The organism is Bacillus sp. NPDC094064 (assembly GCF_050279585.1).
Lineage (GTDB): Bacteria > Bacillota > Bacilli > Bacillales > Bacillaceae_G > Bacillus_A.
In genome coordinates this window covers 517578-532924 of sequence record NZ_JBNNUI010000001.1, presented here as the reverse complement: position 1 = coordinate 532924, position 15347 = coordinate 517578, and the positions used below count along the sequence as shown (strand labels likewise).

The window sequence follows — 15347 nt, the reverse complement described above, 5'->3', positions numbered from 1 at the left end:
TTCCCCTTTTCTTATTTCACTTTCTTTTTTTCAGCTCTTTCTCTCGCTTTTTTTATATAGGCTTCAGCGTCGGGTGTTTTACATGACGTTGCGCCGTGATCAACCTGTACTTTTCCAATTTCACGTGCAATTTCAATCGCTTGTCGCTCTAAGTCTTCATTACGAATTCCTATCGCGATTAAGGCACTATTCATCGCTTCTTTTTTTCTATTTTTTTCATTATGTATATGTACTTTAATCTCTTCTAAATACGGTGAGAAAAAATCATCTTGTAACGTTTTATTTTTAATCGCTATATTTGCTAATAAAGACCAGCCTGCTCTTCCAATCCATTCATCATCAGACTTTGTCCATTCGTCCATTCTTTCAATCGCGATTGGCGCTGTACATATAGCTGTCATCAGAACGTCCATTAAACAATAATAATCGACTTCTCCAACCCATTCATTTATCTGCTCTTTCGTAAGCCTCTTTGGATCTAAAACCATCGTCGCCAAAGTCCTTGCGTCCATATTTTTTGTTTCCCATAATGAAATTGCTAAACCATGATCTTTTTTTATCTTCTTTTTTAATAATTTTAAATTCGCAAAACTAACTCCAAATAAAGGCTCTTTCGCTCCATGATTTTTATACGTCTTACGCGTTTGTTCTGTCCCATATTCTTCTAGTTGCTGCATTACTTCTTCAAGTAACATATGTCCACCTCATTTTTGTTTTATGTTGACTTCATATATGTATGTACGATATATTCTACATTATTTTTCGATTTTCCTATATGTATTTTAAAAATACGGTATGTGAAATTATATGTTACTCCCCCTATTTTCCACTCCTCTATACATTCTAGTTTTAGAACTTACAAAACACTATAATCTTGCATACTTTTGGACAAACTTTCTTACACTTGTAAAAAAGTTTTTTTGCATTTCCCTACCTATAGTTGCTAATATAGTAGAGTAGAACTTTTATAGAGAGAAGGAAAATTATGCACAATGGAATTCGAATGACAACTTTAGTGAAAAGGGCTATGTTGATTTGCGCTGGGGTATTATTTACTTACGAAGCCGCTTTTGGATCAGTACATACTGCTCTAGCAAGTACAGAGGATGAAGCTAAATCTGTTCAACTGGTAAGTGAAATTCAAACATCTCTTGCTCCAAAAGAAGCTCCAAAACACTATAACGGGCAAGTTAGAAAAGTCGCTTATTTAACATTTGATGATGGTCCCGGAAAATATACAGCTGAGCTTTTAGATATGTTAAAAAGAGAAGATGCAAAAGCAACATTCTTCCTAATTGGTTCAAACGTAAAAGCTTTCCCTGACCTTGTAAAACGTGAAGATGCTGAAGGCCACTACGTTGGGATGCACAGTATGACTCATAACTACAAGAAACTTTACACAGAAGGTCATTACGTAGATGAAATGAAGGAAGATCAAGGCTTAATCGCTGGCGTTCTAGGCAAATCACCAGTATTAACTCGTCCATCTTACGGCTCAATGCCAGGATTAAACGAAACTCTTCGTAACAAAGTTGTTGAAAATGGGTTAAAAGTTTGGGATTGGACAATTGATTCTTTAGACTGGAAATATAACAAAATGCCTGTTGATGCTGCATCAGCTAAAATTGTAGAAAACGTTCTAGCTCATGCTACAAATCCAACAGAAGTTATTCTTATGCACGATATTCATCCACAATCTGTTCAAGCAGTTCCTGGTATTATTAAGGGGCTGAAAGAAAGAGGATATGAATTAGAAGCCTATCATGAGAACGAACACTTCCCATTAAACTTCTGGCATGATAATCGTATGTAATGAAAAAGACTTGATTTCCTCTAGTAGGTTATTGAGTCTTTTTTTATCGCTTCGGGAATTTTCTTTATTGTTCTTCAATAGAACGCATAATGTCCTCTCTATCACCTTGAGTTATTCTAATAGAAAATTCGTATTCTTTTTCCTTACACCATGAAGGATTAAGTTCCAATGATAAGTGAATAACAATGTGAAACTCCCCTTCTTTCTATGAATCTTTTGTTTAATGGATTTTATTAATTCCGATACTAAAAAACCATTATCCTTTATACATGAAATAAATCTGATTTGCGATATAATCTGAACTAAAATGAAGTCCATTCCGTATCCACCACATGATAATACCTACCAATGAGGCCGTTTTAATATCAACTGCAACATAATCATCAGGTAACTCCTGGTTTGTATTCTCTCTTCTCGTTTCTATTAGTTGCTTTATAAATAAAAATAATTGCTCCTCAAATTGATTCATTTTAAATAAAATAAATAAATAATTTCGGTGGATATATAAATAATCCAGTAGTTGTGTTAGCTTTTGTTTTTCTGATAAATCTCCGGCATGTATTAAATCAATAATTTTATTAGAAAGTTCATTTAAAATCTCATTCGTGATTTGGTCTAATAAATCTTGAATGTCCTGATAATGTAAATAAAATGTTGTTCGATTTAATCCTGCTTTTGTTGCGACTTTCTGAACCGTTAAGCTTGAAATACTAAGATTCTCACTTAAAAGAGAAAAAACAGCATTTTTAAACATGTCTCTTGAACGAACTGTACGAGGATCTTCTTTTTTATGTGTAGACATTTTAAAACTCCTTTATAGATTTTCTCTTAACTTACTCGACAGTGTATACCTTCAGTGTCGAGTAGTAAACATTTTCAATCAAACTGTTCATGGTCAAAGAAAATTTATTTTGTTACCATTTATTTTATCGACGCAATGTCGATAAATCAAGAAACAACGAAGGAGTTTACTCATGCAAAAGGAAATATCGGAAAAAAACAAAAAAATTATATTAATTGTCCTCATTACTGGCTGTTTTTTATCAACACTCAATCAGACTTTATTAAATGTAGCAATGAGTAATTTAATGGAAGTATTTGATGTAACAGCTACAACAGTACAATGGCTATCAACAGGCTTTATGCTCATAAATGGTGTTCTAGTACCAATTAATGCATTTTTAATGAAACGTTATACAACACGGCAGCTATTTATTAGCTCGATGCTCTCTTTGTTTATTGGAACTGTTCTCTGTGCATGTGCCATGAACTTTGGTGTTCTGTTAACAGGAAGAATGATTCAAGCAGTTGGGGCAGGAATTATTATGCCACTAATGATGACAGTTATTTTATATTTATACCCTAGTGAAAAGCGCGGAAGTGTAATGGGGACTATCGGCTTCGCTATCATTTTTGCGCCAGCCATCGCTCCAACTTTATCTGGTTTTATAATTGAATATGTATCATGGAGATGGCTATTTATCGGATTGGCTCCATTCGTATTTATCGTTATAATTCTCGCATTTAAATATTTAATGAATGTTGCTGAGACAACAAAAGCCACATTAGATATCGTAAGTGTCATTTTATCAACGATTGGCTTTGGTTGTATTATATTCGGATTTAGTAGTGCAGGAAGCAAAGGTTGGGATCATCCGGTTGTTATTACTACCATTATCACCGGTATATTCGTTACAACTTTATTCTGTTTACGTCAAATAAAGTCTAATGATCCATTACTAAATTTATCCGTATTTAAATATAAAATTTTCACTCTTACTTCAATCATTAACGTACTTATTACGATGATTATGTATGCTGATTTAATTCTTTTACCAATTTACTTACAAAATGGGCGTGGTTTTACCGCATTTGAATCCGGTCTACTTCTTTTGCCTGGAGCTGTGATTAATGCCTTCTTATCCCCTATCACGGGCAAAATGTTTGATAAATACGGAGCAAAGCCACTCTTTATTACAGGCTTAATATGTATAATTATTTCAATGTGGGGTGTAATTGATTTAACGGAGTCTACAACTTATATGTATGTAATGGTTCGTACTATTATTTTACGAATTGGGCTAAGCTTCATTTCGATGCCGTTAAATACTGCGGGGCTGAATGCTTTACCAAGAGAACTGGGTTCACATGGTTCAGCAGTAAACAATACCATTCGTCAATTAGCAGGTGCAATTGGAACAGCAGTTATCATTACTGTATATACAATCCAATCAACTTCACATACTTTACAGTTATCTAGTGAAAGTGGAAACATATCAGCTATACAAGTAAAAAAATTAGCTTCTATCTTCAGCTCAAATGATGCCTACGTATTTATGTTAGTCTTGTCTTTTGTTGCTTTAATTATTGCATGTTTCACACCTAAAAAAGTAGCAATTCAAAAATATGAAAGTAAATCTTAGAGCAAAAACAATGTTAAAAATTAAGTACTTACAAGGTGGATTAAAATGTGTACCGAATCCATCTTTTTAAGTATGTATTGCTTACGATTATAATTATTATCTTCGATTCAACTTTTGAATTTTTAATACAGCGTAACAGCTTAGCACATATTACTCGTAAGGAGTGATATATAAATGGACTTTCTCTCACCTGAATATTGGTCTGCCCTACTTGCTATTATTGTAATTGATTTGGTGTTAGCTGGTGATAATGCCATCGTAATCGGATTAGCCGCAAGACGATTACCGAAAGATCAACAAAAGAAAGTTATCATTTGGGGAACAATCGGAGCAATCGCTATAAGAGCTGCTGCTACCTTAGTTGTTGTTTGGTTATTAAAAATACCAGGATTACTTCTAATTGGTGGTGTACTTCTCATATGGATTGCTTACAAATTAATTGCTGAAGGAAAAGATCATGATATTAAGGCTGAAGAAGGATTTTGGTCTGCTATTAAAACCATTATTATTGCGGATGCGTTAATGGGAATTGATAATGTCCTCGCCGTTGCAGGAGCTGCACATGGTAATTTTTCTTTAGTAATCATCGGGCTATTAGTTTCTATTCCAGTAGTCGTATGGGGCAGTACATTAATTTTAAAATGGGTTGACCGTTTTCCTGTCATCATTACAATTGGAGCAGCTGTTTTAGCTTATACTGCTGCAAAAATGATTGTAGATGAGAAATGGTTCGTTGGGTTTTTCGAAAGTAATCCTTTCATAAAGTGGGCATTCATCGTTATTATCATTGCCGGTGTAGTATTCTTTGGAAAGATGAAACAAAAAACGAAAGATGGTTCTATATAATGACAACGTTCTATTTACAAACAAGAGCGCTACTCATATGAGTAGCGCTCTTTAATATTTATTTCGTTTCCCCGTCTTCAGTCGTCTTTACCTTCGTTTTATTTTTATCACGATGGTTATAGTTGTACTTCGATCGATCGACCGGTGTAAATCCTTCCGGTGTGTAGAATCGTAATAAATCTCCGTTAACAACTTGGTCAGAGTATTTTAGTGATTTTTGAACCATTTGTTCATTTTGTTTTATTTCATCAGTAAATTCTACAGGTTTTCCAGTTTTCGTATCATAGTATTTACCGTTCAGTGCAGTAACTGTCGGGCTTACGTAGTTACCGTTACGGAATGGAACGACTTGTTTATGCTCTGGTGATAATAAATCTGATCCGAATTGGACATAATTTTTCGTATCTGTCCCTAGTAAGTGTAATAACGTTGGCAACACGTCAATTTCTCCACCGTATTGATGTTGTACGCCGCCTTCCATTCCTGGTACGCGAATGATTAAAGGTACACGTTGTAATTGAGCATTTTCAAATGAGTTCATTTCTTTACCCATTATTTGAGACATTGCTGCACTATGATTATCTGAAATACCGTAATGGTCACCATACATAACGATAATTGAGTTATCGTATAAACCAGATTGTTTCAAGTAATCCACGAAGCCTTTTACAGACTCATCTAAATAGCGTGCTGTTTGGAAATACGTATCTACTGATGAATCACCTGTTTTAGCTGGTTCAATCGTCGCTTCCGCATTATCGATCGGATAAGGGAAATGATTCGATAACGTAATGAACTTCGTATAGAACGGTTGTTTCAACGTTTGTAATAACGGAATTGATTCATTAAAGAACGGTTTATCTTTTAAGCCGTAGTTTACTACATCTTTTTCGTTCATATCATAGTATGACGCATCAAAGAAATTATTAAAACCAAATGATTTATAAATTTCATCACGGTTCCAGAATGTTTTATAGTTACCGTGGAACACTGCTGATGTATATCCTTGTTGACCTAAAATAGCTGGTGCTGATTGATACGTGTTATGAGCTTTATTTGTAAAAACAGATCCTTGTGGTAATCCGTACATTGAGTTCTCTAACATAAACTCCGCATCAGATGTTTTACCTTGTCCTGTTTGATGGAAGAAGTTATCAAAGTATAACGTATTCTCATCTTTTATAAACGAGTTTAAGAATGGTGTAACCTCTTGGCCATTTAATTTGTAGTTTAGTAAAAAGTTTTGGAATGACTCTAAATGAATATAAATTACGTTCATTCCTTTTCCTTTACCGAAATACTCAGGATTTGGACTTGCATAAGTTGATGAAAGATAGTTTCTTACTTCTGTCATACTATCGCCATCTGCAAGTGCACGTTCTGTTGATGCTTTCGCACTTTGAATACCATCATAAATTGTAAAGTTATACACTCCTAAATATTTCACGATATAATTGCGGTCGAATGTTCTTGTTAATAACTGAGGACGATCTGATTCTGCAAGTCCTAAGTTAATACTAAAGAATAAAATACCCGCTATAAACACAAGTGATAATTTATGCTTCGCAACACGGATTGGTTTAGGGTTTACAAATTTCGTTGCGACTAAAACAATTAAAATGATTGTATCTAAGAAATATAGTGGATCATATACATGTAGCAATGCAAAAATACTATTACCTAAATCTCCAAAGTTATTCGATTGTGTTAATGTCGGGAACGTAATAAAGTCACTGAAAAAGCGGTAATATACTACGTTTGAGTATAAAAGTATAGACATTAGCAAATCAATAACAATTAACCAAATGTAAGCTCGTTTCCCCTTTGCGAATAATGCGAGCCCTAAAAATATAACTGCTGAACTTAACGGGTTGAAAAACAGTAAGAACTTTTGGATTGTATTTGATATCCCTAAATTAAATTCTATCACATATGCTGCATACGTTTTTAACCATAATAAAATAACTGCAAACACGAAAAATCCAAAGTGATTGCTTAACACTCGTTTACTCTTTAATAGTAATTGTTTCATCTCTCCACCTCTTTTGATCATCCAAGGCTTATTTTGATATAAGTCTGTCTCTCTATTCAATTTTTCTTCTTCAACTAGATTTTTTTATTTAACTATATGAAGAATATTAGTAATTATAATTTGAAGCCTTTATTTATTCAACTATTTCTTTTTAAACATTTTGACCTTGGTTTCTATTTAACGAAATAAATTTGTAACATTTCCTGTTTTCTCCCAAAGTCCATCCAACTAATTATGACTCCACATACTATAAACCTATATTCACTGCTTCGCAAATAAATATGTCTCCAATTTTGGAACATTATTGTAATGTATTTAAATTCACTATACATAACATTTGTTTTTTCATTGTATAAAAAAGGATACATTAATTCGATGTTTATTAACGTTCGGGTAATTCCACTGGATGCAACATCAAAATCAATTACCTCCACTAAAGTTAGTTTTGAATAATTATTCATAATACATAAAAAAACTCGCTCTCAAAACGAGAGCGAGGTTTTTTTCATATATTATTGACCTTTATACATTGCATCTACTTGTTTTTGAAGCTCTTCATTTTCTAAGAACTCATCGTAAGTAGCCTCTTTATCGATTACACCGTTTGGCGTTACTTCGATAATGCGGTTTGCAATTGTTTGTACGAACTGATGGTCATGAGATGTGAATAACATTGTACCTTTAAATGCGATTAAACCGTTGTTTAATGCAGTAATAGACTCAAGGTCTAAGTGGTTCGTTGGATCGTCAAGTGTAATTACGTTCGCACCACTTAACATCATTTTAGATAGCATACAACGAACTTTTTCGCCTCCAGATAGTACAGAAACGTTCTTCTTAACTTCTTCACCTGAGAATAACATACGACCTAAGAAACCACGTAAGAAGCTTTCTGACTCATCTTGTGGAGAGAATTGGCGTAACCATTCAACTAAGTTGTAGTCACTGTTCTCAAAGTACTTAGAGTTATCTCTTGGGAAGTAAGATTGAGAAGTTGTAACGCCCCATTTGAATGAACCGCTATCTGGCTCCATTTCACCCATCAGAATTTTAAATAATGTTGTCATTGCAATATCGTTACGACCGATAAATGCAACTTTATCACCTTTATTTAAAGTGAAGTACACATTATCTAACACTTTTTCGCCATCAATTGTTTTAGAAAGACCTTCAACTGTTAATAAGTCATTTCCTACTTCACGCTCAGGTGTGAAGCCAACGAATGGGTAACGACGAGATGATGGTCTAATATCATCTAATGTAATTTTATCTAATAATTTTTTACGAGAAGTTGCTTGTTTCGCTTTAGATGCGTTTGAGCTAAAGCGCGCAATGAAGTTTTGTAACTCTTTTACTTTCTCTTCTTTTTTCTTATTAGCATCTTGTGTTAATTTTAAAGCTAATTGGCTTGACTCATACCAGAAGTCATAGTTACCAACATAAAGTTGAATTTTACCGAAATCAAGATCAGCCATGTGCGTACAAACTTTATTTAAGAAGTGACGGTCATGGGATACAACGATTACTGTATTTTCAAAGTTCATTAAGAAGTTTTCTAACCATTGAATCGCTTTTAAGTCCAAGTGGTTGGTAGGCTCATCTAGTAATAGAATGTCAGGTTTACCGAATAAAGCTTGAGCAAGTAATACTTTTACTTTCTCTGCCCCAGTTAATTCTGACAATTTCTTATCATGAAGATCTTCCCCAATACCTAAACCTTTAAGAAGGATTGCAGCTTCTGATTCTGCTTCCCAACCGTTAAGCTCAGCGAATTCACCTTCAAGTTCAGCAGCACGCATACCATCTTCATCACTAAAGTCTTCTTTCATGTAAATCGCATTTTTCTCTTGCATTACTTTGTAAAGTTGCGTGTGACCCATAATTACTGTTTCTAATACTGGGAACTCTTCATATTCGAAGTGGTTCTGTTTTAATACCGCTAAACGCTCACCTGGCGTAATATGTATGTCACCTGTTGATGGCTCAATTTCTCCAGATAAAATCTTTAGAAATGTTGATTTACCAGCACCGTTCGCTCCGATTAAACCGTAGCAGTTACCTGGCGTGAATTTTATGTTAACATCTTCAAATAATTTGCGATCCGCGAAACGCAAACTAACGTTACTTACTGTAATCATTTGTGTCCTCCTACTAATACCGCTTATTTCAGCGTTTTCTCACCGATTGTCTTAAAAAATCGCATATTACGACTCAATTATTGTAGACTATAGCTATTATATAGTAGAAGCTGGATGAATAGCAACGATTGATTGTTATTCAATCATTTTCAACCTTGAATAATTTTTATATTTTTAACGAAAAAATATCATACTGCAATAACATATACTTTAAGAAGGAGTTACTTTGAAGAAAATTTTAGTAATAGCCGCATTATGTTTATCATTAACTTCTTTAACTGCATGCGGTAGCAACAACGCTAATTCACCAACTGAATCTAAGCAAGAAAAAAAAAGAAAAAAAAGTTACAATAGATTCGATTATCTCCGAATTTAAAAATGCTGGTCTACAAGCAGAAAACCCAACTGATTTACCTCAAAAAGAGTTCGGAAACTTGCGTAAAGAAGGGAAACGTATTATGGTACCAGCACTTGGTGAGGATAGTGGTGGTCGCTTATTTGAAATAACTAAAAAAGAAGACCTGGAAAAAGTGAAGAAATATTACGACGAATTAGGAAACTCCTCTCCCATGTTATTTTCCCATACATATGCAAAAGGAAATTTCCTCTTACAAATGAATGGAGATATGAAAGACGAAGAGTTTGCAAAATATAAAGATGTGATGGACAAGTTTATTAAGTAACAAAAAAATCCCCCTTTAAAGGGGGATTCAATTATTTTTTATTATTCATTTTCTTTGTATAGCCCTTCATTTTACTTGTTAAACCAATTAAAGCGGGAAATAATACTGGCATAATAATAAGAGCTAATATTAGAAGCCCAATAACAGCAACGGAAGCAACTTGTATAAGAGTTAATACACCTGAAGGTATTAACGCTGCAAATGTCCCACCTAAAATAAGTGCTGCTGATAATACAACTCCGCCTATGTGACGAGATGCAGTTACAATTTTCGTTACCGAATCCCCTTCAAGCTCGTTATAGCGCATCATCAAGAAGATACTATAATCCACTCCTAAAGCGACAAGCATTATGAAACTAAAGAATGGAACATTCCAGCTTAATGAATCAACGTTTAATACATGTGTACTAATTAATTCACTTATGCCAAGTGATGCAAAGTACGTTAAAAGTAAAGATCCGATAATAAAAATTGAATTTAAGAATGAACGGGTAATTACAATTAGTACAATCCCAATTCCAATCAACATAATCGTAGCAGTACGCAAGAAATCTTGCCCCGTTACTTCTTTTAAATCAACATTTCTAGCTGTTGTCCCTCCAATTGCTGTTTTCGCATCATTTAATTCCGTCCCCTTTAACGTGCCAACTATTGCTTTATTTATTTCATGAATAATAGGCATCGCTTCTTTCGAATATGGATTTACATCTAAAATAATTGTCATTTTAGCAGTTTTTCTATCATGTGACATATACGTATTTAATGCTTTTTGGAAGTCTTCTCCCTCCAAAATTTCTTTTGGAATGTAAAACTTCTCAGAGCTTTTCGATTCATTCAGTTCTCCTAAATATTTCTGAGCATCCCCTAGACCGTTACTTACCTTTTCAAGCCCTTCTGTACTTTTAGACAAACCAGATTGCAATTGCCCCATCTGTTCTTGCAAGTCTTTTAATCCAGTTAATAACTGCCCTTGGCCATCATTTATTTTCGTTAATCCAGATTGTAGCTCAGTTGATTTGTTCGCAATTTGTTTTGAACCTGTAGCACCTTCATTCAAGCCATTTTTCAGCTCAGTAGCTCCTTTTTGTAACTCTGTAACGCCATTATTCATTTCTTTTAAACCGTTATCTACTTTCAATAACGACTGATTCGCTTCTTTAAATGAACTCATCGCTGCTTTATGCTGCGTTGCTAATTGATTTAATTCGTTTGACAGTACATTTAATTGCTTTTGGGCTTCCTTCGCAATTCCTATCGTTTGCTTCACATTAGGATCATTTGCTAATTCTGGTTTTGTTTGAACAAAATTGGTCATTAACATTTCAATTTGCTCATAACCTTTTTTCGCACCATCAATTGCTTGCGAAATACTCTCGAAGTATTGATCGTAAGAACTTAAACCTTTCTCTAGCTGTGCGTAACCCGCATGCAACTGCGACGTTGCATTTGATAAAATATTTATATTTTCGTTTAGTGAGGTTAACCCGCTCTCAATTTGCTGTGCTCCTTGTGCTCCATCGTTTATGCCACTTGATAATTGATTTAACGCTGTTCCTAATGCTGTTACTCCATTTTTTGCATCGTTCGTTCCATCAATTAACTTTTGAACATTTGCGAGACCGTTTGATTCATTACCGCCCATTTTATTTTTCGCATCCGTTAATCCATCATTGATTTCTTTTAAGCCACCATTAGCATCTCCTAATCCTGTATTAAGTTCTCCCGCTTGTTTATTTATATATAATTCTTTTATCTTATCACCGGTTGGACGCGTCGGTGAATATACTTCTGAAACTCCCTTAACTTTCGAAATTTTATCAGTTAGTTCATCTAAAGTCTGTAATGAAGTCGCCCCATCTAACTTTTTATTAGATTGAATGACTAACGTACTTGGTGAAGAAAACCCTGGCGGAAAATGCTCCTCAATTACGTTAATCCCCATCTTTGATTCGTATTTATTGTCTACTTCAAATAAGTCATTGTAATTCAATGTGTTAGAATATTTTAATACGAAAGGAATCGATATCACCATTACAATGATTAATGCGATAAATGGTCTTGCAACTGAATTTTTCGCAAAGAATCCCCATAAGCGACTATCCTCATGACCTTTAAATGTTTTAACTGGATAAAACATTCCTTTTCCTAAAAGCACCATAAAAAATGGATTTAAAGTGGTTAATACGAGTAGTAATACTGCGACACCAATTGATACTGCTGAAGTTGATTGATATAAGTTAAAATTAGCTAAACTAAGTGATGCAAAACCAATTAGCACTGCTATCCCACTATATATAACTGTTTTCCCTGCCGATTTAAATGTCTCTTTCGTGGCCAAAAATGCATTTTCTTGTTTACTTAATTCTTCTTTAAATCTCGTATATAGTAAAATGTTATAATCTGTTCCTACTCCAAATAGTACAACTACGACAAATACTTGCGTAAAATTCGAAAATGGGAAATTAAATTGATCTACAAGATGAGCAATTACCCCCATTGAAACTAAATACGATACCCCAACTGTAAGTAGAGAAATAATCGGAACGATCGGTGAACGAAATACAATGATTAATACTACAAGAATGAAAATAATTGAAATAATTTCTGTCTTTTTCACTCCCTCTTGAGAAGATTTAAGAAAATCATCTCCGATTAAGTCGCTTCCTGTTAAGTATGTTTTTACCCCTTTCGGTTTTACTTTTTTATGAAGCTCATCTGCAACTTTTGATATGTTACCATGTTTTTTATCTACCGATATTTGCGTTAAAATCGTTGTATTATCTTTAGAAATTAATTGTTCTTCCAAATCTTTATTATCTAAATGTGAAACAACTTCCTTTATTCCTAAGTTCTCTTTGTCATTTTGTAACGCATTGATTGTTTTCGCTATTTCCTCTTTTTGTTCATTCGTTAAAGCATTTTTATCTCCACTATTAAAAACCGCTATTATTTCATACTTTTCGCTTCCTTCTTTATCCATCTCTTTTATCATCTTGTCAGCCATACTGCTTTGTTCTGTATGAGGAATCGTAATTTGCCCTTTTTCTTTCACTAACTTATCCATATTCGGCATCGTTACGACCATTGTAATAGTAATAACTATCCATAATAGAAAAGATAAACTTCTCCAACTTTTTAGCTTGCTCATTTGAATCATCTCCCGCTATTAGAATTTCATGTTGCTATAGGAATGAACGTTCATTCCTATCATTCTATCGAATTACTTTTTAACTCTATTAAACTGTGAATTCCGGAATGAATATTCATTCCTTTATTTGTAAAGATTTATCATCTCCTGTTATTGTTTTTATACCTTTCTCGGAATGAATGTTCATTCCTGTTCTTATAAAGCTATAGAATCAAATGATTCTAATAGCATTCCAACAACTTTCTTCCAGTTCTTTTACCAATTTTTCTGTATATTCTAATTGACCTGTTTCCATTACTTTAATTAATTTTTCAATTGGTTGATATACAATAATAATTAAAGCAATGGGTGGTAATGGACGAAGAAAACCTTTTTCGATTCCATCTTCAATCAAGTCCCTGAAGAAGCCCATAAAGTCCTCGAATATTTCATTACTATGTTCATCGAGAAAATAACTATCACAGTGAGAATTTGTAAAAAGAAAAGCATCTGCATTTTGTCTCGCAAATTCAAATAAACGGTTGTACGTATGGCTAAACTGTTCACGAATATTTGCATCGACTGGAAAATCGGTTTTTATTAATTCCGATAGTTGTAAAACACTTTTCGTAAATAAAGAATTAACAAGTGCCTCTTTATTTTCAAAATAACGGTAAATAGTACCTGCACCTACTTTTGCTTTTTCAGCAATCATCGGAATTGTTGTACCATCATACCCCCGCTCTGCAAAAAGTTGTATTGCAGCATCAAAAATGTCTTCTTGTTTGTTTTTAGCCATTTTTTCACCTCGCTTTTCAGGAATGAAAATTCATTCCGTTTTTAATTATAAATTAGATGGATTAAAAGTCAAGAGTGCGACAAAGTAAAATCGATTTTTCTCATTGATCGTGCGTAAAGAGTGAAATTCTAAAAGGAAGCTGTACCGACGTTTCCTTTAGTACAGCTCGCCCCTATTTTCAAATTAAAAGAAATCATAAATAAATGGCTTACGAACTGGTACTACATTCTCAAATGCTCGTATTTCCTCTTCACTTCCGCTAATTAATTCAAGTTCTTTTAGTTCTAACGGACGTTTGTAACCAAACATAATTGTAGATAATGCATTTATATCCAGTTTGATTCCTTTATCCTTTGCTTCTTCTATAATTGCTACTTCATGATTTGCAAGTCTCACTGTAACGTTATTCCACGGAGCAAATGAATCTGTAATATGTAAGATCACTTCTTGCTGTACATTGTTCCAATTCAACTCATATTGTTTTAAGAACTGCTCTATATCTACAATTCTGCCCATAAAATATGGTTTCAATTCTGTCTTCACTCTTGGCTCTTGCAATGTATATAACAATGGTTCTTTTTCACTTATAGTCATTTCTAGTTCTTTTATCATAGAATCATGCTGACATATGAAGTTCCATAGGCCATTTCTAGCTTCATTATGCAACGGAACAAATTCTTCTACTGTCATTTTATAGTTTTCTATTTTATATAACATGTAACCTGCTGCCGTTTTATTTTCATCATAGTAAATCGCTAATGTAAAATCATGATAGACTGCTTGTAACCACCATTTTCCACTGCGAACTAGCATCCCTGAAAAGCGTTCTGCAAATGTTTCATAAATCTTTTCTACTTCTTCCGGATGATTTTCTTTATTGAAACGTTTCACAGTACCATTCACTTGTTTTTTCATAACTAAATCGCTCTTTGTCATATGACATACTAAGCGATTCGCACAAAGTTCCCAGCCGTATTTACGGTAGAATGAAACAGCAAACGGATGTAGCATCGATACGGTATACCCATCTTTTTTCATCGTTTGAAGTGAATGCTGAAGTAACTCTTTTACATAGCCACTCCTTCTATATTCCGGATACGTCGCTACCCCTGCAACGCCTCCCATTTTAAATTTTTCTTTTCCCATGTAGATATGAAACGGAATAAGATGCAGTTTTGCTGCTAAATCTTCACCTTCCATAATACCGTATACTTCATGACTTTCCTTCATCTTTATAAGTTGTTGCTTTAATCGTTCCTCATCTACTTTATATTGAAAAGCGTACTCTGATAAACGTAATGCTTCTCTAAATTTATCTTCTTTTAATTGTATGACATTCATTTATCTCTCCTCCATTCCCTATTTGAATTGTACCATAATTCTCATTATTACAATTCGGTAAGTGAAATTTTATAGACGCTCAACAAATGCTATCGATTTCGCAATAATGCAACATAAAAAAGCAGATACATTCCGCATCTGCTTC

General features: G+C 33.9%; 10 protein-coding genes and 2 pseudogenes. 4 read left to right on the top strand and 8 right to left on the bottom strand.

All coding sequences use genetic code 11. From position 1 onward, the window contains the following. Positions 1-11 precede the first annotated feature (11 nt). On the bottom strand, positions 12-695 hold the full coding sequence (locus tag ACQKNI_RS02770) for a DNA alkylation repair protein (protein ID WP_088229409.1): 684 nt from the start codon (positions 693-695) through the stop codon (positions 12-14). Between the two features lie 290 nt (positions 696-985). On the opposite strand from ACQKNI_RS02770, the gene ACQKNI_RS02765 reads away from it, so the two are divergent. Beyond that, entirely contained in the window at positions 986-1813 is an 828-nt protein-coding gene (locus tag ACQKNI_RS02765) for a peptidoglycan-N-acetylglucosamine deacetylase (RefSeq protein WP_088229410.1), read from the top strand. Positions 1814-1877: 64 nt separating this feature from the next. Here the strand turns inward: ACQKNI_RS02765 and ACQKNI_RS02760 are convergent. Both ACQKNI_RS02760 and ACQKNI_RS02755 read right to left on the bottom strand, forming a co-directional pair. After that, positions 1878-2018, bottom strand: a pseudogene (locus ACQKNI_RS02760) (WapI family immunity protein); the annotation flags it as partial. 51 nt (positions 2019-2069) lie between these two features. Further along, a complete protein-coding gene (locus ACQKNI_RS02755; protein ID WP_088229411.1) occupies positions 2070-2615 on the bottom strand; it encodes a TetR/AcrR family transcriptional regulator in 546 nt (181 codons plus the stop codon). Positions 2616-2787: 172 nt separating this feature from the next. On the opposite strand from ACQKNI_RS02755, the gene ACQKNI_RS02750 reads away from it, so the two are divergent. Beyond that, positions 2788-4236 carry a DHA2 family efflux MFS transporter permease subunit gene (locus ACQKNI_RS02750; protein ID WP_098253494.1) on the top strand — a complete coding sequence of 483 codons (1449 nt, stop codon included), beginning with the start codon at positions 2788-2790 and terminating at the stop codon, positions 4234-4236. A 174-nt stretch (positions 4237-4410) separates the two neighbouring features. Continuing rightward, entirely contained in the window at positions 4411-5082 is a 672-nt protein-coding gene (locus ACQKNI_RS02745) for a TerC family protein (protein WP_088229413.1), read from the top strand. A 58-nt stretch (positions 5083-5140) separates the two neighbouring features. Here the strand turns inward: ACQKNI_RS02745 and ACQKNI_RS02740 are convergent, their stop codons facing one another. Together ACQKNI_RS02740 and ACQKNI_RS02735 are read right to left on the bottom strand one after the other, a co-directional pair. Then, positions 5141-7114: an LTA synthase family protein gene (locus tag ACQKNI_RS02740; protein ID WP_088229414.1), complete on the bottom strand. Its 1974-nt coding sequence runs from the start codon at positions 7112-7114 to the stop codon at positions 5141-5143. Positions 7115-7626: 512 nt separating this feature from the next. Then, the gene (locus ACQKNI_RS02735; RefSeq protein WP_048526047.1) at positions 7627-9252 is read right to left on the bottom strand and encodes an ABC-F family ATP-binding cassette domain-containing protein; all 1626 of its coding nucleotides are present in this window, start codon (positions 9250-9252) and stop codon (positions 7627-7629) included. Positions 9253-9496: 244 nt separating this feature from the next. On the opposite strand from ACQKNI_RS02735, the pseudogene ACQKNI_RS02730 reads away from it, so the two are divergent. Then, a pseudogene (locus ACQKNI_RS02730) lies at positions 9497-9935 on the top strand (stress protein). Positions 9936-9966: 31 nt separating this feature from the next. Here the strand turns inward: ACQKNI_RS02730 and ACQKNI_RS02725 are convergent. The 3 genes from ACQKNI_RS02725 to ACQKNI_RS02715 form a co-directional block, all read right to left on the bottom strand. Then, on the bottom strand, positions 9967-13083 hold the full coding sequence (locus ACQKNI_RS02725) for an MMPL family transporter (protein ID WP_098357485.1): 3117 nt from the start codon (positions 13081-13083) through the stop codon (positions 9967-9969). Positions 13084-13294: 211 nt separating this feature from the next. Then, entirely contained in the window at positions 13295-13861 is a 567-nt protein-coding gene (locus ACQKNI_RS02720; RefSeq protein ID WP_098882907.1) for a TetR/AcrR family transcriptional regulator, read from the bottom strand. Between the two features lie 183 nt (positions 13862-14044). Next, the gene (locus tag ACQKNI_RS02715; protein WP_088229418.1) at positions 14045-15202 is read right to left on the bottom strand and encodes a GNAT family N-acetyltransferase; all 1158 of its coding nucleotides are present in this window, start codon (positions 15200-15202) and stop codon (positions 14045-14047) included. Positions 15203-15347 lie beyond the last annotated feature (145 nt).